Annotated in this window: 17 protein-coding genes; 6 read left to right on the top strand and 11 right to left on the bottom strand. The window is 70.9% G+C overall.

What is annotated here, in order from left to right:
* Positions 1–32 precede the first annotated feature (32 nt).
* The 3 genes from H504_RS0123715 to H504_RS36655 all read left to right on the top strand — a co-directional run bounded on the left by H504_RS0123715 (position 33) and on the right by H504_RS36655 (position 4,282).
* Complete coding sequence (locus H504_RS0123715) at positions 33–515, top strand: YbaB/EbfC family nucleoid-associated protein (protein ID WP_245614430.1); 483 nt, start codon at positions 33–35, stop codon at positions 513–515.
* Positions 512–1,963, top strand: a complete 1,452-nt coding sequence (locus tag H504_RS0123710; protein WP_026424806.1) for a WXG100 family type VII secretion target — start codon at positions 512–514, stop codon at positions 1,961–1,963. The genes H504_RS0123715 and H504_RS0123710 overlap by 4 nt, the downstream gene beginning before the upstream one ends.
* Before the next feature lie 114 nt (positions 1,964–2,077).
* Positions 2,078–4,282, top strand: coding sequence for an AfsR/SARP family transcriptional regulator (locus H504_RS36655; protein WP_051386195.1), 2,205 nt, complete (start codon positions 2,078–2,080; stop codon positions 4,280–4,282).
* Here H504_RS36655 and H504_RS0123700 read toward each other — a convergent pair.
* The 4 genes from H504_RS0123700 to H504_RS36650 all read right to left on the bottom strand — a co-directional run bounded on the left by H504_RS0123700 (position 4,273) and on the right by H504_RS36650 (position 8,154).
* Positions 4,273–5,244: a decaprenyl-phosphate phosphoribosyltransferase gene (locus tag H504_RS0123700; protein ID WP_026424805.1), complete on the bottom strand. Its 972-nt coding sequence runs from the start codon at positions 5,242–5,244 to the stop codon at positions 4,273–4,275. The genes H504_RS36655 and H504_RS0123700 overlap by 10 nt on opposite strands.
* Positions 5,241–5,765 carry a phosphatase PAP2 family protein gene (locus H504_RS0123695; RefSeq protein WP_026424804.1) on the bottom strand — a complete coding sequence of 175 codons (525 nt, stop codon included), beginning with the start codon at positions 5,763–5,765 and terminating at the stop codon, positions 5,241–5,243. Before H504_RS0123695 ends, H504_RS0123700 begins: the two co-directional genes overlap by 4 nt.
* A gap of 67 nt (positions 5,766–5,832) precedes the next feature.
* Positions 5,833–7,050, bottom strand: a complete 1,218-nt coding sequence (gene glf, locus H504_RS0123690) for a UDP-galactopyranose mutase (RefSeq protein WP_026424803.1) — start codon at positions 7,048–7,050, stop codon at positions 5,833–5,835.
* Positions 7,051–7,194: 144 nt separating this feature from the next.
* Entirely contained in the window at positions 7,195–8,154 is a 960-nt protein-coding gene (locus H504_RS36650; RefSeq protein WP_035305684.1) for an LLM class flavin-dependent oxidoreductase, read from the bottom strand.
* Positions 8,155–8,235: 81 nt separating this feature from the next.
* Here H504_RS36650 and H504_RS0123680 point away from each other — a divergent pair, with 81 nt between their 5' ends.
* The gene (locus H504_RS0123680; protein WP_026424802.1) at positions 8,236–9,051 is read left to right on the top strand and encodes an HAD family hydrolase; all 816 of its coding nucleotides are present in this window, start codon (positions 8,236–8,238) and stop codon (positions 9,049–9,051) included.
* A gap of 32 nt (positions 9,052–9,083) precedes the next feature.
* On the opposite strand, the gene H504_RS0123675 is transcribed toward H504_RS0123680, so the two are convergent.
* A complete protein-coding gene (locus H504_RS0123675; RefSeq protein ID WP_026424801.1) occupies positions 9,084–9,431 on the bottom strand; it encodes a hypothetical protein in 348 nt (115 codons plus the stop codon).
* Positions 9,432–9,675: 244 nt separating this feature from the next.
* Here H504_RS0123675 and H504_RS0123670 point away from each other — a divergent pair, with 244 nt between their 5' ends.
* Positions 9,676–9,879, top strand: coding sequence for a cold-shock protein (locus H504_RS0123670; RefSeq protein WP_018683440.1), 204 nt, complete (start codon positions 9,676–9,678; stop codon positions 9,877–9,879).
* A gap of 1,031 nt (positions 9,880–10,910) precedes the next feature.
* Here the strand turns inward: H504_RS0123670 and H504_RS0123665 are convergent.
* The 6 genes from H504_RS0123665 to H504_RS0123640 form a co-directional block, all read right to left on the bottom strand.
* Positions 10,911–12,797: a glycosyltransferase gene (locus tag H504_RS0123665; RefSeq protein ID WP_026424800.1), complete on the bottom strand. Its 1,887-nt coding sequence runs from the start codon at positions 12,795–12,797 to the stop codon at positions 10,911–10,913.
* 74 nt (positions 12,798–12,871) lie between these two features.
* The gene (locus tag H504_RS0123660) at positions 12,872–14,791 is read right to left on the bottom strand and encodes a glycosyltransferase (RefSeq protein ID WP_026424799.1); all 1,920 of its coding nucleotides are present in this window, start codon (positions 14,789–14,791) and stop codon (positions 12,872–12,874) included.
* Between the two features lie 275 nt (positions 14,792–15,066).
* On the bottom strand, positions 15,067–15,507 hold the full coding sequence (locus tag H504_RS0123655; protein ID WP_026424798.1) for a DUF2304 domain-containing protein: 441 nt from the start codon (positions 15,505–15,507) through the stop codon (positions 15,067–15,069).
* 9 nt (positions 15,508–15,516) lie between these two features.
* Entirely contained in the window at positions 15,517–16,254 is a 738-nt protein-coding gene (locus H504_RS0123650) for a glycosyltransferase family 2 protein (protein WP_026424797.1), read from the bottom strand.
* A 63-nt stretch (positions 16,255–16,317) separates the two neighbouring features.
* The gene (locus H504_RS0123645; protein ID WP_245614429.1) at positions 16,318–17,652 is read right to left on the bottom strand and encodes a polysaccharide biosynthesis protein; all 1,335 of its coding nucleotides are present in this window, start codon (positions 17,650–17,652) and stop codon (positions 16,318–16,320) included.
* Complete coding sequence (locus H504_RS0123640; RefSeq protein ID WP_026424795.1) at positions 17,649–18,659, bottom strand: glycosyltransferase family 2 protein; 1,011 nt, start codon at positions 18,657–18,659, stop codon at positions 17,649–17,651. The genes H504_RS0123645 and H504_RS0123640 overlap by 4 nt, the downstream gene beginning before the upstream one ends.
* Before the next feature lie 86 nt (positions 18,660–18,745).
* Between H504_RS0123640 and H504_RS0123635 the strand changes: the two genes are divergently transcribed.
* A complete protein-coding gene (locus tag H504_RS0123635; protein ID WP_026424794.1) occupies positions 18,746–19,846 on the top strand; it encodes a UDP-N-acetylglucosamine 2-epimerase in 1,101 nt (366 codons plus the stop codon).
* Positions 19,847–20,790: the final 944 nt, after the last annotated feature.

The following is a 20,790-nucleotide window of genomic DNA, read 5'->3' as shown; positions in this document are numbered from 1 at the left end:
TAACATCCCCCCGGGCCGGAAGAGGGGGTTTGGTGGCGCTCGAGGACAAGATCCAGCAGGCGGTGCGCCGGTTCGAGGAGCAGGCGGCGGCCACGGCCGGTCTGCGCGAGCGGATCGGTGAGCTGAAGGGCAGTGCCCGCAACGCCGACGGGTCGGTGACGGTCACCGTCGCCCCGTCCGGCGCGGTGCTCGGCCTGGCGCTGACCCCGGCGGCGATGAACCGGTCGCACACGCAGCTCACCCAGGAGATCCTGTCCGCCATCAGGTCGGCCACCCAGCAGGCGGCGGCGTTGGTGGAGGAGACGGTCCGGCCGGTCGTCGGCGACCAGTACTTCCAGCAGTTCCAGGACGCCCTCCGCGCGCACTCCCCCGCCGTCGAGCCGCTCGGCCCGACCACCCCACCCGAGCCCGCGAGCCTGCCGCAGCCGGGCACCGCCGTGCGCAAACCGACCCGGCCGCCGGTCGAGGACGACGGCGACTTCTCCGACGAGACGGTCTACGGAGGCCCCCGGTGACCGGTTTCGCCGTCAACGGCGGTGCCCTGCTCGCGCACAGCGAGGGCTCGGCCCGCCAGTCGGACAACTTCACCGGCCTGGCGTCCTTACTGGAGCAGGCCCGGGTCAGCGACGACTGCTTCGGCCCGATCTTCGACTTGGTGTTCCAGTCCTATAAGGACACCCTGGAGGAGTGCCAAGGCATGGCAGGCAAGGCGGCGGGCTACCTGCAGGAGCTCTCCACCGAGCTCGCGGACACCGCGAAGGCTTACGGCGCAACGGAAGCCGACAACGCGAGCACTCTCGACGACATCGAGATGCCGTCGATCACCGCCCAAGGTCAACTGGCCGAGGAAGGCGCGGCGACCCACAAGTCCGACTACCAGCAGGCCGCCGCGTACGGCAGTTCCTGGGCCTCGGCCGCCTACGGGCTTTCCGACGACGCGAAAGACCCCGGCGATCCGGTCGACCACTTCTTCGCCGTCTACACCGCCCGGACCGAGCAGTTGGCCCTGGCCGCCAGTCCCGGCCAGTCGCTGATCGACAACGGGTTGGGCTGGCTGATCTCCGTCGTGATCAGCCCGCTGGTCAACCTGGTGCTGGAACCGGCCATCGGCGACCCGGAGCAGATGCGGGCCACCGGCAAGGGTTGGGACAAGGTCGCCGAGTGGCTGAACGGGGTCGCCGACCGGGAGGACGCCCGCGCCCAGGCCACCGCCGACGCCTGGCAGGGCGAGGCTGGCGACGCGTTCCGCGCGGACATGGCGGAGTTCGCCGAGGGTGCCCGCGCGCTGTCCGGCGACATATCCGGTCTTACCGACACGCTGGAACTCGCCGCGACCATTTTCGACACGTTCGTGCAGGTCGTGGTCGACATCATCCAGGACTTCGTGATCGGCCTGATCGTCGAGTGGCTGGCCGCGCTGGCCGCCTCCTGGATCACCTTCGGCGGGTCGGTCGCCGCCGAGACCGGGCTGACCGCGTCCCAGGTCGCGGTCACCGGCACCCGACTCGGCCAGAAGGTGGCCGAACTGGCGCACAGGCTCAAGCCGCTGATCACCAGGCTGGAGAAGCTGCTGGAGAGCATCCGCGGGACCAAGCTGGCGAAGACCCTCAAGTCGGCCAAGGACATGAAGGTCGTCGGCAAGCGGATCAAGCGGAACAAGGTCCTCAACACCATCACCAGCCACGGCGACGACCTGGGCACCACGTCCGGGCACGCCTTCATCGGCAAGGCGGCGACCGGTGAGCAGGCGCTGGCGCAGCACGTGGTCAAGGCGGGTCTGGGCTACCTCGGGCCGACCGGCCACACCAAGATCGGCAAGGCGGTCTGGACCGGGACCCTGGAGAACGTGCCGGGTGCCGTGGTCCAGTACGGGGCGGGCGAGGTCTACGACCACGTGACCGACGACGGCCCCGGCGACGACGAGCGCAAGGCCGCCGAGGACCGGGGGTTCTCCCGGGGCTGAGACCGGGTCGCGGTTCCCCGCCACGGGCACCGGCGGGGTCCGGGATTCGCTGGTGACAGGGCAGGCCGCAGCGCCGATAGTGGTGACTGAGCACACTGACCTGGGGGTAGAGACGTGCGCATCCTGGTGCTGGGGCCGGTGGAGGTCAGATCGGACGAGTCGGACGGGCGGCCGGTCGACCTCGGCGGCGCGAAGCCGAAAGCGGTGCTGGCGGCGTTGTTGTCGCAGCCCCGGCAGGTCGTCCCGACGGAGCGGCTGATCGAGTTGGTCTGGGACGGATCACCGCCCGCGTCGGCCACCGCACTGGTGCACACCTACGTGGCGTCGGTGCGGCGGGCGGTGGCGGCGGCGGGGCGGGCGGGGGCGCTGACCACGAAGTCGCCGGGCTACCTGCTCGACGTCGACCCGACCGACAGCGACCTGGAGAGCTTCGAGAACCACCTGTACGCGGCAAGGCACGCCGAGCGGCAGGTCGAGCACGACACGGCGGTGGGCCTCTACGAGCAGGCGCTGCGGCTGTGGCGGGGGCAGGCGTTCGGTGGTGTCGAGGCCAGTTTCGCCAGGTCGCGGTCGGCGCACCTGACCGGGGAACGGCTCAGCGCCGAGGAGGGCCGCGCCCGGTGCCAACTGCGGCAGGGCCGCGCCGCCGAGGTGGCCGCGCACCTGCGCAGACTGGTGCACGCGAACCCGCTGCGCGAGCAGTCCCGCGCCCTGCTGATGCGCGCGCTGTTCGAGAGCGGCCGCCCGGAGGACGCGCTGGCGGTGTACCGGGACGGCCGCGCCAGGCTGGTGGCCGAGCTGGGTGTGCAGCCCGGCTCGGAGCTGCGGACCCTGCACAACCAGATCCTGGACGGCACGCTGCGGCCGGTCGACCCGACGCGCCGGGTCAGCCTCGGTCACGAGTCGCGCTGCCCGGTGCCGCGCCACCTGCCGCCGGACATCAGCGACTTCACCGGCCGCGACGACCAGCTCAGCACGATCATGGCGGTGAGCGAGGCGGACGCGGCGGGCTCCCCCACGGTGGTGATTTCCGGGGTCGCCGGGGCGGGCAAGTCGGCGCTGGCGGTGCACGCCGCGCACCGGCTGTGCCCCCGGTACCCCGATGGGCAGTTGTTCGCCGACCTGCGCGGCGCCGAACGGGACCCGGGCGCGTTCGAGGTGCTGGGCCGGTTCCTCACCGCGCTCGGCGTGGCGACCACGGCGCTGCCCGACGACACCGACGAGCGGGTCGAGCTGTTCCGCAGGCGGGTCGACGAGAAGCGGCTGCTGATCGTGCTGGACAACGCCCACGACGAGCGGCAGGTGCGGGCACTGCTGCCCAGCGGGCCGAGCTGCCTGGTGATCGTGACCAGCCGGTCCCGGCTGACCGGGCTGGTGGGCGCGGTCGGCGTCGAACTGGGGCTGCTGTCCACCGAGACGTCGATCCGGATGCTGGGCCGGATCGTCGGGTCGGCCAGGGTGGGCGCGGAGCCGGTCGCGGCGGAGACCATCGCGGCGCTGTGCGGCGGTATCCCGCTGGCGGTGCGCGCGGCGGGGGCGAAACTGCTGGCCCGACCGCACTGGCCGCTGCGGGCGCTGGCGGGCCGGTTGGCCGACGAGCGGCGCGGGCTGGACGGGTCCGTCGGCGACCTGGCGGTGCGGTCGACCCTGCGGCTGACCTACGTCGAGCTCGACGACCCGCACCGGCACGCCTTCCACCTGCTGGCGCTGCTGGACCTGCCGGACTTCGGGTCGTGGCCCGCCGCGCCGCTGCTGGAGATCCCGCTCGACGACGCCGAGGACGTGGTGGAGCGACTGGTCGACCTGCGGCTGGTCGAGGTCGCCGGGATCGACGCGATCGGGCGGGTGCGGTACCGGTTCCACAGCCTGGTCCAGGTGTTCGGCGCCGAACTGGCGCTGCGCGCCGAACCGGCGGACGCGGTGGCGGCGGCGGTGTGCCGGACGCTGGCGACCTGGGTGGCGCTGGTCGAGTCCGGCGCGCGCACTCTGCCGCACGCCACACAGTCACAACACATCATGCCGGGGCCGCTGCCGTGCACCGCGGTCGAGCTGGATCCGCGGTTGGTGGCCGAGACCGAGCGGGACCCGTCCGGCTGGTTCAGGTCGGAGACCTCGGCGGTGGTGCGCGCGGTGGAACGGGCGCACGAACTGGGCATCGACGAGATGACGACGATGTTGATCGCGTCGCTGCTGTCGTCGCCGTTCGCCGCCCGCAACGAGTTCGACGGCAGGCAGCGCGCGCACGAGATCGCCCTCGCCGCCGCCCGCGATGGCGGCGGCCCGCTGTCGACCGACCTGGTGGAGCCGGGTCAGAGGTAGATGGAGAGGGCCAGGCAGGCGACCCAGGCGAAACCGAGGACCTGCAGGACGCGGTCCTTGAGGGCGATGTCCTCGGGGGTCCCGGCGTGCCCGCTGTCCACGTCGACCGCGTACCGGAGCACCGCGATCACGAACGGGACGATGGAGATCACCGCCCAGACGGAGTTGTGCGGGTTGCGCTCGCGGATCTCGAAGGCCCACAGCGAGTAGCTGGTGATCATGATCGCGGCGGCGGTGGCCCAGACGAAGCGCAGGTAGCTGGAGGAGTACTTGGACAGCGACGAGCGGATCTTGGCGCCGGTGCGCTCGAACAGGATGATCTCGGCGTAGCGCTTGCCGGAGACCATGAACAGCGAGCCGAACGCGGTGACCAGCAGGAACCACTGGGACAGCGGGATCTCGGCGGCCACCCCACCGGCGATCGAGCGGAGCAGGAAGCCGGACGCGACGATGCACAGGTCGATCACCGGCTGGTGCTTGAGACCCAGGCAGTAGCCGAGCTGCACGGCGGCGTAGACGGCCAGCACCACGGTCAGTTGCCAGCCCGCGATGAGGCTGACCGCCATGGCGGCGACCAGCAGCCCGGCCGAAGTGGCGTAGGCCAACTGGACCGGGACGATGCCCGCGGCGATGGGGCGGTTGCGCTTGGTCGGGTGTTCCCGGTCGGCGGCGACGTCGATGGCGTCGTTGACCAGGTAGACCGCCGACGAGATCAGGCAGAACGACACGAAGGCGATCGCGGCGGCGAGGAGGACTTCCTTCTCGAACACGCGGTTCGCGGTGAACGGCGCCGCCAGGACCAGGATGTTCTTGACCCACTGGCGCGGTCGGGCGGTCTTCAGCAGGCCCGCGAGCACGTTCGGGCGGGCCAGGTCCGGCGCGGCGGCCTCGGTGGCGGCGCTGCCTGTGGTGGGGGTCTCGGCAGTGGTGTCGGCTGTGCTGTCGGCGACCTTCTCGCTCATCGCTTGCCCCCGCGGAGCTTGCGCCGGAGCAGGCCGCCGACCAGCGCGCCGAGGACCGAGCCCGCGACCACGTCGGACGGGTAGTGCACGCCGAGGACCAGTCGGGAGACCAGCATCGGCGGGACCAGGACCGGCACCAGCTTGCGCCCGGTGAGGCCCGAGTAGAGCACCGCCGCCGCCGTGGTGGACGTGGCGTGCGACGACGGGAAGCTGAGCTTGCCGGGGGTGCCGACGAGCACCTGGACCGACGGGTCGTCCGGGCGCGGCCTGCGCACCACCCGCTTGATCGCGATGGACGCCGCGTGCGCCGCGACCACCCCGCCGGCGGCGACCAGCCAGTCCTTGCGCCTGCGGCGGTCGACGGCGGCACCGAGCAGGCCGAGCGCGAACCACCCGACGCTGTGCTCGCCGAACAGCGACAGGCCCCGGGCCGCGGTCACCACCGGGCCGGTGCCGATGGCACCCTGCACCCGGCTCAGCGCGGCCGTCTCCCGCCCGGCCGCGGACGTGCTGCGGTCCACTTGGCTACCTCCCAGTCGTGGCGTGTCCCCCGACGACAGCATCGGGGGAACCGCCGCCGTGTTTCGCCTACCCGTCGATGGAGCCGTCGAGCGGGGCGCCGTCCCGCAGGTGGGGGGCGACCTTGTTGTCGAAAACCGACAGCGCCGAGCCGATGGCCATGTGCATGTCGAGGTACTGGTAGGTGCCGAGCCTACCGCCGAAGACCACGTTCTTCCCGGCCGCCTCGGCCTTGGCCAACTCCCGGTAGGCGGCCAGCTTCTCCCGGTCGTCGGGGGTGTTGATCGGGTAGTACGGCTCGTCCTCGGGCTCGGCGGAGCGCGAGTACTCGCGGACGATGACCGTCTTGTCCGTCGGGTAGTGGGTGCGCTCGGGGTGGAAGTGCCGGAACTCGTGGATGCGGGTGTAGGGGGCCGCGGCGTCGTTGTAGTTCATCACCGAGGTGCCCTGGAAGTCGCCCGTGGGCAGGACCTCGGTCTCGAAGTCCAGGGTGCGCCAGCCCAGCCGCCCGGCCGAGTAGTCGAAGTAGCGGTCCAGCGGCCCGGTGTAGACGACCGGGGTTCCCGCCGGAATGCGGTCACGCACGTCGAAGTAGTCCACGTCCAGCCGCACCTCGATGTTCGGGTGCTCGGCCATCTTCTCCAGCCACGCGGTGTAGCCGTTGACCGGCAGGCCCTCGTAGGTGTCGTTGAAGTACCGGTTGTTGAAGTTGTACCGCACCGGCAGCCGGGTGATGATCGACGGCGCCAGCTCCTTGGGGTCCGTCTGCCACTGCTTGGCCGTGTACGCGCGGATGAACGCCTCGTACAGCGGCCTGCCGATCAGCGAGATCGCCTTCTCCTCGAGGTTCTTCGCCTCGTCGGTGTCGATCTCGGCGGCCTGCTCGGCGATCAGCGCCCGCGCCTCGTCCGGGGTGTGCGACCGGCCGAAGAAGGTGTTGATCAGGGCCAGGTTCATCGGCAGGGCGTAGACCTGCCCGTCGTACTTGCCGAACACGCGGTGCTGGTAGTCGGTGAACTCGGTGAACTGGTTCACGTAGTCCCACACCCGCTTGTTCGAGGTGTGGAACAGGTGCGCGCCGTAGCGGTGCACCTCGATGCCGGTCTCCGGTTCTTCCTCGGAGTACGCGTTGCCACCGATGTGCGACCGGCGCTCGATCACGAGCACCCGCTTGTCGAGTTGGGTGGCGGTGCGCTCGGCGATCGTCAGCCCGAAGAATCCGGAGCCGACGACGACCAGGTCGTACCCGTCGTAGTTGTCGTTGTTGGTTTTCGCGACCGCGCTCACGGTCGCCCAGGCTACCTGCGGGCGGAATTTCCCTTGACGGCGAGGCACAGGTCACCTTCCACGCAGGTGGGACGCGGTCGGCCCCGGCGCTCCTCCCCCGGGCGCCGGGGCCGACCATCCCCTCCGTGTTCCTCTCCCGGCCTCTTAGACGCCCAAGGTGCCGGTGCCGTTGCTCGCCGCGCTGTTCTCGGCGTCGCGCCGGGTGGCGCGACCGCCCAGCAGCGGCAGCACGTCGGCCGCGACCTGCTCCAGCACCGTCTCGCGGCCCGCGTACGGGCCGTCCGGGCGCGGCCAGTGCACGACCACGTCGGTGAACCCGGCGTCGCGGGCCCGGCCGACGTGCTCGGTGAAGGCGTCCACGCTGCTCAGCGAGAACACCGGGGACGCGTCGACGCTGACGTAGCGGTCGACGGTGGCCGGGTCGCGGTCCTGCTCGACCAGCACCCGCTCGAACCGCCGGGCCCGCTTGGCCACGTCGGCCCACCAGTCGTCCAGGGTCTTGGGCTCGGGCGAGCCGGTGGTCACCCAGCCCTGGCCGAACCGGGCGGCCAACCCCATCGCCCGCGGGCCGTTCGCCGCGATGAGGAACGGCACCCGGGGCTGCTGGACGCAGCCGGGGGCGCTTCTGGCCTCCTCGGTGCGGTAGTGCTCACCCGAGAAGGTGGTCTTCTGGCAGGTGAGCAGGGAGTCGGTGAGTTCGACGAACTCGGCGAACCGGTCGGCGACCTGGGCTGGTGTGGTGTCCTCACCGGCGTGGCCCATGGCCTGCCGGTCGTAGCCGCCGAGGCCGCTGGCGCCGGAGCCGATGCCGAGCATGAACCGGCCGTCGGAGATGTCGTCGACGGCCAGCACCTGTCTGGCCAGCGGCACCGGGTGGCGGAAGTTCGGGGAGACGACGAAGGTGCCGAGCCGGATCTCGGAGGTGACCATCGCCGCCGCGGTCAGGGTGGGGATCGCGTCGAACCAGGGACCGTCGACCAGCGTCCGCCAGCCGAGGTGGTCGTAGGTCCAGGCGTGGTCGAACCCGTGTTCCTCAGCGCCCCGCCACTTCGGTTCGGCCGCCCACCAGCGATGCTCGGGGAGAATGACAATTCCTACGCGCACCAGGCGAAGGTAATCCCTCGGCGGGCACCAGGGTGGTCAGGGGCACCGAATTCCGCTGTCCCCGTCGGGGAGGATGGGGGCGTGGACGCTCCCCGGCTCGTCGCCTCCGACATCGATGGCACCCTGCTCGACCCGCTGGCCCGGGTCACCCCGCGCACGGCCGCGGCGGTCGCCCGCGTGGTGGCGGCGGGCACCCCGTTCGTGCTGGTCAGCGGCCGTCCGCCGCGCTGGATCCCACCGGTGTCCGACGCGACCGGGCTGGCCGGGTACGCCGTGTGCGCCAATGGGGCGATCATCTACGACATCGCGTCCGGGCATGTGGTGTCCGCACACCGGCTCGACCCGGTGCTGCTGCACGACGTGGCGCACACCCTGGAGCGCGTGCTGCCCGGGATCACCCTCGCCACCGAGCGGGTGGTGATCGGCGCGCAGACCCTGCCCGTCCCGTACGCGGCCGAACACGGCTACGCGAACCCGTGGGGCGACGAGGCGGACGAACTGATCATGGGGCACCGGGGTGAGGTGCTCGGCCACCCGGCGACCAAGCTGCTGGTCCGGCACGAGGGCATGACGAGCGCCGAGATGATGGTCGCCGCGACCGAACTGCTCGGCGACAGCGTCGGTGTGACGTACTCCACTGACCGCGGCCTGCTGGAGATCTCCGCGCCGGGCGTCACCAAGGCAACCGGCCTCGCCGAGGTCGCCACCCTGCTGGCCGTCCCGCGGGCGGCGGTGATCGCGTTCGGCGACATGCCCAACGACATCGAGATGATCCGCTGGGCGGGCCACGGGGTCGCCATGGCCAACGCCCACCACGCGGTCATCGCGGCCGCCGACGAGATCACCGCCCCCAACTCCGAGGACGGGGTCGCGCTGGTGCTGGAACGGTGGTTCTAGGGGCCTCTCGTGGCCCTGGTGGCCTCTGGGGCTCAGGCTTGGCGCAGGTGCTCGCGGAGGGCTATCGGGGCGCCTGCCAGGTCTTCGTCGTTGCAGAGCAGCTTGACGTCGTAGTAGGGCCTGCCCTCGCGGTCGTCGTAGTCCAGGTGGATGGCGATCACGTCGACCGGCTCGCCCAGCCACTCCTGGGTCCGGCGCAGCCACGACGCCGCCCGCTCCAGGGCCGTCGGCAGGTCGTCGTCGCGGAACTCGACCGGCCGGTACGGGACGCCCTGCACCTGGTCACCGGGATGAACGGGCCTCGGCAGGTCGACGGAGACGCCGACATCATCGAGGCGGAGTGCGATGGACTCGGTGTTGTCACTGGCCAGCTCGCTCACCTTGACAGCGTCTCCCAGTGGGTTCCGCGTCGCAACCCCCGGCATACGGGTGCGAAGGCGATCAGATGTGTGGTTGACTGTGTCCGGTCGTGAATTTTCTTGAGTACGTGTTAGATCACGCTCGCAAGAGATCGTTGCGGGCGCGCGGTTTTCCTCCAGGTCAAGCCGGAGAAGTCGCCGTCTGAAACCGACCAGGGCCTACGCGACCGCGCAGGCCCAAGCGGTACCTGTTGAGGAGATAGACGTGGCACAGGGCACAGTGAAGTGGTTCAACTCCGAGAAGGGCTTCGGCTTCATCCAGCCGGACGACGGCGGCGCCGACGTCTTCGTGCACTACTCGGAGATCCAGGGCAACGGTTTCAAGACCCTGGACGAGAACCAGCGCGTCGAGTTCGAGATCGGCCAGGGCCAGAAGGGCCCCCAGGCCACCGGCGTCCGCGCCGTCTGATCTTCGCCGCAGCACTTTCCCGATGCCCGGCCCCCGCTCGCGGGGGCCGGGCATCGGCCTTTTCCCACCCCCTGATACCCCCGATCGGGTGACTTCGCCCCCCACCTCGGCGTTCTCGCAGAGCCTTCGACCTGGCCGCAGGACGAGCATCGCCCAGCCCCCCCTGATCGCACGAGACAACCACGCCGATTCTCATCGTGCTCGATCACCCGACCCGCCTGCCAGGCCAAACCGTCACGTCCCGGCCCCCGCCCGCCGCGCTTCCCGGCCCCTTGACGCCCCACACAAGGGCCACCAAGCCCCCGCCCCACCCGATCAGGTGGTTCCACCCCAAACCGCTTGCCACCCCACCCCACCACCCCCAGGCGGCCCCCACCCTTCCCGGGGGCAGCCCTCGATGCCAGTCTACCCGTGGGGTCGGACGAAAGATCTTGAAAGAGGGAGTGGAGAGGTTCTCCTGTGGATAACTTCTGTCGCCTGGAAGGGTGGCGTTCGAGGGCGATGCTCGACGAGGACTGCCTGGTAGGAGGTGGTTTGTGGGGCGGATCGCGGGTGTGCGGAGACGCGTCGCTGAAAGTTGTCGGAAAGGTTGTTTGGCGGTGGGAGTTCGGTCTCCGCGCGAGACCGGATGACTGCCGCCGCGGCCAGGCGGCGGACTTGTCGGCCACTGTCACCCGGGGAACTGCGGCCAGGGGAACTGGCCCTCGACATAAGCCTCGACAGTGGCCCGACCGGGCCGAGGCTTCACGATGAACACAAGCGGCCGGAAAGTCCCCCAACTTGTCCTTGCGCACCTCGGCCAGTACAACCGGGCGGCCCCCACCCTTCCCGGGGGGCGTCCCCGAGGCCAGTCTACCGGCACCCCCCGACGGTGGATCTTCAGAACGAGGTCGCAGCGGGCCATCTGTGGATAACTTTTGTCGCTGGGACGGGTGAATATCAGAAGAATCGGCGGGGAATGGGAAGAGGGCGATCCCGACGGAATCGCCCTCTCACCTGCTGCTCAAGCCAGCCCGCGGCCGGCTCAGGAGCTAGTTTTCGAAGATCTTGCGCCAGCTCTCGGTCGAGGTGAGGTCGGGGAGGGCGGCTTGCCAGGTTTCCTTGGCGGTGGGCCATTCGGCGGCGAGGCGGCGGTAGGCGGCGGCGGCTTGTTTGGCCAGGTCGCGGAAGACCTTGGGGTCGCGTTTGCGGAAGGCGACGCCGGTGCCGTCGGGGGTGGAGACGGTGGCCGAGTCGAGGTTGCCGAGGAGGAACCAGAGCGCGCTGCCCGCGGGGACGTTGACCTGGGGGCGTTCGCCGGATTCGGCTGTTGGGGGGCGGAGGTTGTGCAGGAGCGCCTTGGAGGCCTGGGCGGCGATGCGGGCCGGGTTGGCCGGGGGGCGCAGCATGCGTTCGGCGTGTACGGCGTCCAGGGTGGGTGGCGGGAATTCGCCCGCCGAGGGGAGGGTTTGGGCGTCGGCGTAGCGCTTGCGGATGCGTTGGACCTGGGGCAGGGCCTCGGGCAGCAGGTCGAACAGGTGGTCCGGGCCTGCCAGGAAGTCCTCGATGGCCTTGATCTCGATGGCGACCGTCGAGTACTCCATCGACAGCAGCCGCCGGATGGTGGCGCGCAAGCCCTGCTTCAGCAGCACCGCGCGCTGGTCGTGTGGGCTGTGCAGGGCGGCGACGACCAAGCGGTTGCGCATGTGGAAGTAGACCGTCCAGTCGGACAGGTCGTTCTTGTCGGTCCAGGGCATGTGCCAGACCGCGGAGCCGGGCAGGGTGACCGTGGGATAGCCCTTGGCCAGTGCGCGCAGCGAGTACTCGGCGTCGTCCCACTTGATGAACAGCGGCAGGGGGAGGCCGTTGGCCTCGACGATCTCGCGGGGGAACAGGCACATCCACCAACCGTTGTAGGTGGAGTCGACGCGGCGGTGGAGTTCGCGGGTCTCGCGTAGCGAGTTCTCGCCGAAGTTGTGCCGGGTGACGGCGCCGGGGGCGGGGCGCCAGTAGCAGGAGTGGAGGTCGACGACCTCGCCCATGCTGTGCAGTTGGGCCTTCTCCTGCAGGTTGAGCATCTGGCTGCCGACGATCACCGGGTTGGTGGCGGCGCGGGCGAACGCGCTGGCCCGCAGGATGCTGTCCGGCTCCAGGGCGATGTCGTCGTCCATCAGCAGGATCTGGTCGACGTCGGAGTGTTCCAGGGACTCGTAGAAGGCCCGACTGAAGCCGCCGGAGCCGCCGAGGTTGCCCTGTTCGATGACTTCGAGTCGGTCGCCGAGCAGGGTGGCTGCCTCGGCGAACCGGGGGTGGCCGGAGATCTTCTTGGTGCCCTGGTCGGCGACGTAGACCTTGGTGACGACGTCCAGGATGGCCGGGTCGTCGCCGAGGGCCAGCAGCGACGCGACGCAGTCGTCGACCCGGTTGAACGTGGTGGTGCCGATGGACAGGGTCTTCTTGGGCAGTTCCAGGTCGGTGGCCCAGACGGCGTCGGCGATCTCCAGGGTGGAGTCGTCGGTGAAGACGTCGAACCAGATCCAGCCGCCGTCCTCGAAGCTGGCCAGGTCGACCCGGAACTCGGCGACGTCCCAGTCGCCGCCGCGGACGGCGTGGCCCGCGACGTGCGCCTGGTCGCCGTTGGGCTTGGACCGGTAGACGTCGACCCGGCCGCCGCCGCGCAGGTTGAGTCGGAGGATGACCTCGGTGACCCGGGTCCAGCGCTTCCAGTACCCGGCGGGGAAGGCGTTGAAGTACGACGCGAACGACACCCGCGCCGACGCCGGGACGGTCACCGCGGTGCGGGAGGACACGTGGCTGTGCGCGGTGTCCGGCTCGTCGAGGTAGAGCGGACGGACGTCCACCGGGTCGGTGTCGCGGGGCAGGATGACCCGCTGCAGCACCACCGGGGTGCCGCTCTGCCTAGCGTCCTGCTCGGTCACTTCGCTCCTCCAGCGAGCCTGGTGCGGCGCCCCGGCGGCGGTCACCGCCGGGGTTCTGCTCGGTTCCGTCGCGGTCAGTCCTGCTCGCGCAGGCCGTAGAGCCGCTCCCAGTTGTCCTTGTCGGTCAGCGCGGGCATCGCGGCGCGGTACTCCTCCTGCAGCCGCGCGCCCTCGGCGATCAGCCTGCGGGCCAGCCGGGCGGTGCGCTTGCCGAGCTCAACGGCGGTGTTCATGTCCCGTTGGCGCACCCGGAACCGGTCTTGGGCGGCGTCGGTGACGACGGCCTTCTGGAACTGGGAGATGTGCCACCAGGCCGAGTCGACGGCGGGGACGGCGCCGACCGGGTGCACGGCGCGGCCGAGGCCCAGGTAGGCGAGCCGCTTGAGCAGCACCAGCCGGGGGTTCTTCGGTTCGGGGGCGGCCTGGATCAGCGGGACGGTGCCGAGGCCGAGCTCGGGCAGTTTGTCCACCGGGTGGGCGACGGTGTCCGGGTACTGGGCGCGGACCTTGTGGATGTCGGCCGCGGCCTGCTTGCCGCCGTCGGCGAGGAACGCCGGGCCCTCCAGGAAGTCCTCAACGGCCTTGATCATGGTGGCGGCGAAGCCGTACTGCATGCCGAGCAGGGCGCGGGCGATCCGGGAGGTGAACACCCTGGCCATCTGCTTGGGCGGGAACGGCGAGTGCAGCGCCGCGACGATCAGGGCGTTGCGGACGGCGAAGTACTCGTTCCACTTGTCGCCGTCCTTCCAGTCGAAGTCGGCGTGCCACAGGCCCGCGCCGGGCAGGGTGACGGTGGTGTAGCCGCGGGCGCGGGCCCGGTAGCCGTACTCCACGTCGTCCCACTGGAAGAACAGCGGGATGGGCAGGCCGAGCTCGCGGACGACCTCGTTCGGGATGAGGCAGGACCACCAGGCGTTGTAGTCGGCGTCGACCCGCCGGTCGCCGCGGGTCGGGCGGCCGGTGGGCTCGCCGTGCTCGTCGACGGCCTCTTCGAGCAGGTCGACGTCGTCGAGGCCGTTGCGCACGACGCGGCCGGGGACGAGTTGGCCGAAGTCGGCGTACTCGGCGCCCGCGACCAGCCGGGTGGGGTGCAGCAGCCGCAGCATCTGGCCGCCGACCAGGGTGGGGCGCAGGGTGCGGTTGGCGAACGCGGAGAGCCGGACGGCGATCTCGGGCTCGCACAGCACGTCGTCGTCCATCAGCAGGACGTTGGACTCGCTGGACTTGGTGACCTCGTACATGCCGCGGCCGAAGCCGCCCGCGCCGCCGAGGTTGGGCTGGCGCAGGTACCGCAGCCGCCCGCCGAGGTCGCGCTCGACGTCGGCGAACGCGGGCCGGGACTGGACCGTGTCGGTGCCCTGGTCGACGACGTACACCGCGTCGATGACGGACAGGGCCGCGGCGTCGCCCGCGAGGGCACCGAGGGTGCGGACGCAGTCGTCGGCGCGGTTGAAGGTGCAGATCACCACGGACGTCTTGCGGGTCTGCTCGGGGGCGGCCACGGTCCAGACCAGCCGGTCGACGGTGAACTCGGCGTCCTCGGTGCTGATGTCGACCCAGAGGAAGCCGCCGTCGAGGAACTTGTCCAGCTTGGCGCTGAGGGTGATCGTCTCGCCCGCGGCGGCGCGGACGTCGACGACGCTCTCCGGCCGGGTCTCGCCGCGGAAGTCGGAGGCGACCAGGGTGACCCGGGCGGACCCGGTGGCGGTGATCTCGACGGTGACCTCGGGGGCGCCGGTCCAGCGCTGCCAGTAGGCGGCGGGGAAGCGGCCGAAGTACGTGTCGGTGCTGACCGACGAGTAGCGCCGGACGACGAGCCGCTCGCGTTCCCGGTCGGCCGCGCCGGTGACGACCGTCGTGTACAGCCCGTCCGGGCAGACCGGGTCGGGGCCGCGGAACAGGCCGCGCTGGGCGGTGAGCCGCGCCGGTGGGGCGGCGGCTGGCTGCTCGGCCTCGGGTTTGGCGATCGCGGGAACGCGGGCACTACGGGTCATGACAGGTTCGGTCCTCCAGAGAGCCGCCGCGCGCGGCCTTCTCGGTCGGCGAACGGTCACACGACCCGCGGGTCCCGGGTGCGCTGGGTGACCGATCGTGGGCTGATCCGGGCACACGTGCGCGCCCGAGGCACTCCAAGGCTACCCGTAACACTCCTCCCACCACCCACCCCCTCGTCCCCGCCCGGCATCGTTCCCGGCCTGGCAGGGCGGGGTGACGTGGTGTGGGGACGGTTCAGAAGCGCGCCGAGGTGGTGGTGCGGGGAGCCCGGGAGTCAGGAGTGTGCTGAGGTGGTGGCGCGGGAGCCGTTGACGCCCGTGCCCGCCGCGGTGGGCCGGTCGGCCTCCAAACGGGCGATCCGCTCGGTCAGCTCGGCCCGGGTGCGATCGAGCTCACAGCGGAGCAGGGCGATCTCCTCGACCGCGGTGCGGGTCTCCTCCTCCAGGTGCCCGACCTCACTGCTCAGGTGCAGGCACACCACGGCGAGCACGATGCCCGCGAGGAAGAACACGAAGTTGGACGCGGTCTGCACGCCGACCAGGTCCGCGATCTTCTGCGCGAAGTTCGGGAAGATGCCGAAGACCACCACACCGATGCCGACGAGCAGCCACATGCCCGCGTACTTCTCGCGCAGCTTGCGCCGCCGCATCATCTCGATGACGACGAGCAGCACCAGACAGGCGACGACGACGCTGAGCAACCGCCATCCGGCCATCATGACCTCCTAGGCAGCGTCGGCCGAGTCGACCGACGGACGACGGCGCACCAGCGCCAGGAGCAGGGCCAGCCCGGCCCGGAGCAGGTAGACGGCGGCGCGGACCGGGGTCTGGCTCGGCTGGCCGCCGCTGCGCTCGCGCATCTCGACCGGGACCTGCTTGACGACGAGCCCGCCGCGGATGGCCAGCACCAGCGACTCGATGGTGTCGCCGAGGTACTCCGCCGGGTAGTACTCGGCGAACATCTTCACCGCGCGCGGTCCGGCGGCCTTGAAGCCGGAGGTGACGTCGGTGAGCTTGGTGCGGGCCAGCCGGGAGATGACGACGGCGAGCACCACCATGGCCCACCGGCGCGGGCCGGTCGCCTTGTAGGCGCCCTTGCCCGCGAACCGCGCGCCGATGACCAGGTCGGCGTCGGCGAGGTGGCCGACGAGTTCGCGGACGTTCTCCGGGTCGTGCTGGCCGTCGGCGTCGACCTGGACGACGACGTCGTAGCCGTTGGCGACGGCGTAGCGGAACCCGGTCCGCATGGCCCCACCGACGCCGAGGTTGACCGCGAGCCGGGCGACCGTGGCGCCCGCGTCGCGGGCGACGTGCTGGGTGCGGTCGGACGAGCCGTCGTCGACGACGAGCACACCGGCCTCGGGCAGGGTGTCGCGCACGTGGTGCACGACGGCGGCCACGTTGTGTTCTTCGTTGAGTGCGGGGAGCACGATCAGGATTCGCCGGGTGGCAACCTCGGCCATTTGCAGACCTATCCGTCGTCGGCTTTGAAACGCCGGGACACGATACCGCGCGGGGCGACCGGCTCAGCCCGAGGGCCGCGGCGAGTTGTCCCGCGGGTCCGATTTGGCGACCGCGACCACGGCGACCAGCAACCCGACGCTGGGGGCGACGGCGAGTCCGATGACCGCCTTGGTGACCGCGTCGCCGGGCCAGAGCGCCAGCACCACGGCGGAGATCACCGCGACCACGGCCCAGACCAGCAGGACCTGCCTGGGTTTCACCCTCGCCACGAGCACCGCGGCGAGCAGTTGGACGACGGCGATCAGCACCGACGACCACACCAGACCGGCGACGGCCCAACCGGAAACCGGGTCGCCACCCAGGAGCAGCTTGACCACCCACGGCCCGATCACCAGGCCGATGAGCCCGCCCAGCGCGGCGAGCGCGACGGCGCCGACCGTGCCGACCGCGAGCAGCCTGCGCAGTTTCCGCAGCCCCGCCTCGGTTTGCGAGAGGCGCACGACCACCGGGACCGCGAGCGCCTGCACGGCGGAGAACAGCAACAGCGGGACCCGGGCGACGGCGAGCGCGCCGAACAGGTCACCCAACTTGGCCTCGTCGCCGGGCGGGACGATCAGGCTGACCATGGCCGGGTAGCCGGTGATCACGGCCGCGGTGAGCGCGGAACTGACGAACAGCAGCAGCATCCGCGGCACGACCGCGCGCGGCGGGTCGCCGGGCAGCGCCGGGTCGAGGTGCCCCCGGGCCGGTCGGACGAAGAAGATCCACACGAACGAGCCGACGGCGACCGCGATGCCGAGGGTGACCAGCCCGTCGACCGCGGCGAGCACGGCGAGCAGGATCAGCAGCGGTCGGACGGCGGCCTCGACGACGATCAGCCACGAGTACGCGCCGACCTGGTCGTTGCCGATCAGCAGGCCGCGCACGGCGAACTGGACCGCGAACGCGATCCCGGCGGCCAGCACGATCGGGGCGAGCCAGTAGTGGCCCCGGAACAGCCGGTCGTTGACCGCGGGCAGCAGCGGCACGGCGGCGACCACCGCGACGCTGACGATCCCGGTGACCAGGGCGCTGACCCCGTCCGCCCCGATCTTGGCGCCCCGGGCGCGGGCGAGCGCCGACTGCCGGGACAGCTCCTGCTCCAGCGGGGACAACGCGGAGCCGAGCCCGAACACCAGGCCCCAGAACGTCATGAAGACGGCGTAGTCGGTGGAGGTGACCAGCCTGCGGGTGAAGATCACGACGGCGTAGCCGAGCGCGGAGCCGACCAGGATCGCCAGGCCGACCCGCCCACCGGACCGGGCGACGGTCTTCGCCCCGACCTCGGTGCTGATCTCGTCGCCTGCTTCGCTGCCTGCTTCGTTGTCGGCGCTCACCGGCTCGGTGCCCGCGCTCACCGGCGCAGCCAGGCCTTCGCGGCGAGGAACAGGCCACGCAGCACACCGAGCCCGAACCCGCCCGCGAACAGCGGCAGCAACGTCGCCACCGCGCGCGCCTCGCCCTTGGTCGCGCCGCACTTGCCGACGGCGACCCCGGCGGCCGCGCAGCCGACGATCCCGGCGGCGATGGTGGTCTTCGGCTTGCGCACCAGCATGCCCAGCGTGACCGCGCCCGCACCGAGGGCTCCGAAGAGGGCGGTGCGGGCCGGGCCCGCGGAGGTCAGGTAGCTGTCGACGTACGTGGTGCCGCGGAACAGCGACTGCTTGACGAACTTCCCCAGCGTGTCGCGTCCGTTGTAGACGGCGGCGAACCCGGGCGCGATGTTGATCCGCTCCCGCTCGATGACCCACCGCAGCACCCGGGTGTCGTCGCTGGCCAACGACACGTCGTCGTAGAGCGAGTCGAAGGCGAGCACCGCCCCGTCCAACATGGCCCGCGGCGCGACGAAGAACCCGGTGCCCTTGGGGTAGAGGTCGAACTCGTCCGGCCCGAACGAGGTGAGCTTGGGGTCGGCGCAGTAGCGGCGCCACGGGATCTTGACCAGCCCGGCCATGAACCCGGCGTACGGGTTGCCGTCCGAGGCGACGGTGATGTGGCCGTTCCACACCCGCCGCTCGGGGTGCTCGGTGAACTGGGCGCGCAGGTAGGACAGCGCGTCCGGCTCGATGATGACCCGGCTGTCCAACAGCAGCACCGTGTCGCCCGCGGCCTCGGCCAGGCCCGCCTTGCGCGCCTCGAACCGGCCGCGGTTGGGCTGGGAGACGACGGTGATGCCGTGTTCCTTGGCCAACTCGGCGAGCCGGTCGCCGGTGCCGTCGGTGCTGCCGTCGTCCACGACGATGACCTGCGCCTGCCAGGCGGCCCGCTCCAGCGAGGTGAGCAGGGCGGCGACGCAGCGCGGCACCCACGACTCCTCGTTGTAGACGGGGATGACGACGCTCAACGTGGGTACGGGCGCGTTCACAGCCGCTGACGATACCCGGGGCAGGCGGCGGCCCCGTCTGCGCCTATGCTGGCCGGGCTCTGCCGTCGAGCCGAAGAGGCCATCTGGTGATCTCCTTCATCCTCGGCACCACCGCCGAACTGATCAAGATCGCGCCGGTGTACCACGCGATCGTCAACCGCGGCACCAAGCCGAAGATCTGGTTCACCGCCCAGCACGTGGATGAGGTCTCCGAGGTGCTGGCCGACCTGGACCTGCCCGAGCCGGACGTGTGGTTGATGCCACAGTCCAAGGCGCGCAACCTGGAGACCCCGTCCCAGGTGCCCGGCTGGGCCCTCACCGTGGCCAGCACCGCGTGGACCCGCCGCGCCGAACTGCGCGCCATCCTCGCCGAGGACGGCCGCCCGCCGCTGGTCATCGTGCACGGCGACACCTTCACCACCCCCGGCGGCGCGCTGATCGCCAAGCGCTTCCTCGGCGCCCGCGTCGCGCACGTCGAGGCGGGCTGCCGGTCGGGGAGCCTGCTGAGCCCGCTGCCGGAGGAGATCAACCGCAAGGTCGCCGCCAAACTGGTCGACCTGCACTTCGCCCCGTCCGCACGCGAAGCGCACAACCTCCGCCACGCCCGCGGCGCCGTGATCGACACCGGCGCGAACACCGCGATCGACGCCCTGCGGATGGCGGTCAACGGCTCGCTGCCGGACCTGGACCTCCCCGCGGAGTACGGCCTGGCGACCCTGCACCGGTTCGAACTGGTGTCGCGAGCGGACAAGTACCGCGAGGCGCTGGAAGCCCTGCGGGACCACAGCGCGTCAATCCCGATCCTGTACATGGCGGGAGCCCCCGAGCGGGAACGAATCGAACGCCTCGGACTGGGAAACCTGTTCGACGGCAAGCGGTTCATCATCCAGCCGAAGATGCGCTACCTGAAGTTCCTGCCCCTGATGGCCCGCGCGAAGTTCGTGGTGACCGACTCGGGCGGCCTGGGCGCGGAATGCTTCTACCTCGGCCTGCCGTGCGCGATCCACCGCGAGCGCACGGAATCGCCGCAGCACATCGGGGAAACCGTTGTGCTGACGGAGATGCGCAAGGACAAGCTGGCGGACTTCCTCGCCACGTACCAGAACCGGCGGGGTCCGTCGCTTGTGGACGAATACCGGCCGAGCGAGATCATCGTGGAGACCCTGACCCGGTTGGGCCACTGCTGAGGCTTACGGGTTCCCCCGGTCACCCGTCCCCTCCGCTGGACCTTTCTGGCAACTTTCCCCACACCCTCGCGATCCGGCCTTGTGAAACCGCCTCCACCAGGCAGTCCGCGTTCAGCACCGCCCTCGAATGCACCCGTTCAGGGGACAGAAGTTATCCACAGGCAGCTCCTTGCGGCCTGCTGCGGAGATCCACTGTCGGTGGGTGCCGGTAGACTGGCCTCGGGGACGCCCCCCGGGAAGGGTGGGGGCCGCCCGGTTGTACTGGCCGAGGTGCGCGAGGGCAAGGCGGGCTTCCCGGCCGGGTGTCAGGACTGTCGCTTGTGGACGAATGCAGGCCGAGCGTGGTTGTCGTGGAGACCCCGCTGCTTTGGTCATTGACCGACCACGGGGTCCTCGCCTAGGGCGACGGTGGCTGACCAGTCCACCACCCGGGCGCGGTAGTGGTCATCCAGTCCCCTGCGGAGATCGAACTTCCGCCGCCGAGCAAGCTTTTGCCGGACAACGTTTCGCGGCCAATCCCCCACCACCCGCGATCCACCCCGGAAAGCCACCTCCACCAGGCATTCCTCGTCGACAGTCACCTGGTCGAGCCCCCGCACCGGACTGGCCAAAGGGACCGGGGGGTGAGCGCCAGCCTCGAATTCCACCCATCCGGGCGACAAAAGTTATCCACAGGCAGCCCTCTGTGGCCCGTTGTGAAGATCCACTGTCGGGCAGTGCCGGTAGACTGGCCTCGGGGACGCCCCCCGGGAAGGGTGGGGGCCGCCCGGGGTGGGTTTGTGCTGGCGGAGTGGGGATTTTGAGTGGGTCTGGCGGGCCGTGGTGGGTGGGCTTGGGCGGTGTGGGGGTGTCGGTGAGGCGTGGTGGGTGGCTGCGGTGTGGGCTCGGGGGGGCGTCGCGGGCCGGGTGTGGCTGGTTCTTGGTGTGCCACCGGAATGGCTGGG

Source organism: Actinokineospora inagensis DSM 44258, from assembly GCF_000482865.1.
Taxonomy (GTDB): domain Bacteria; phylum Actinomycetota; class Actinomycetes; order Mycobacteriales; family Pseudonocardiaceae; genus Actinokineospora; species Actinokineospora inagensis.
Note: the sequence above shows the minus strand (reverse complement) of the source record. Positions and strands in the feature narration are given on the sequence as shown.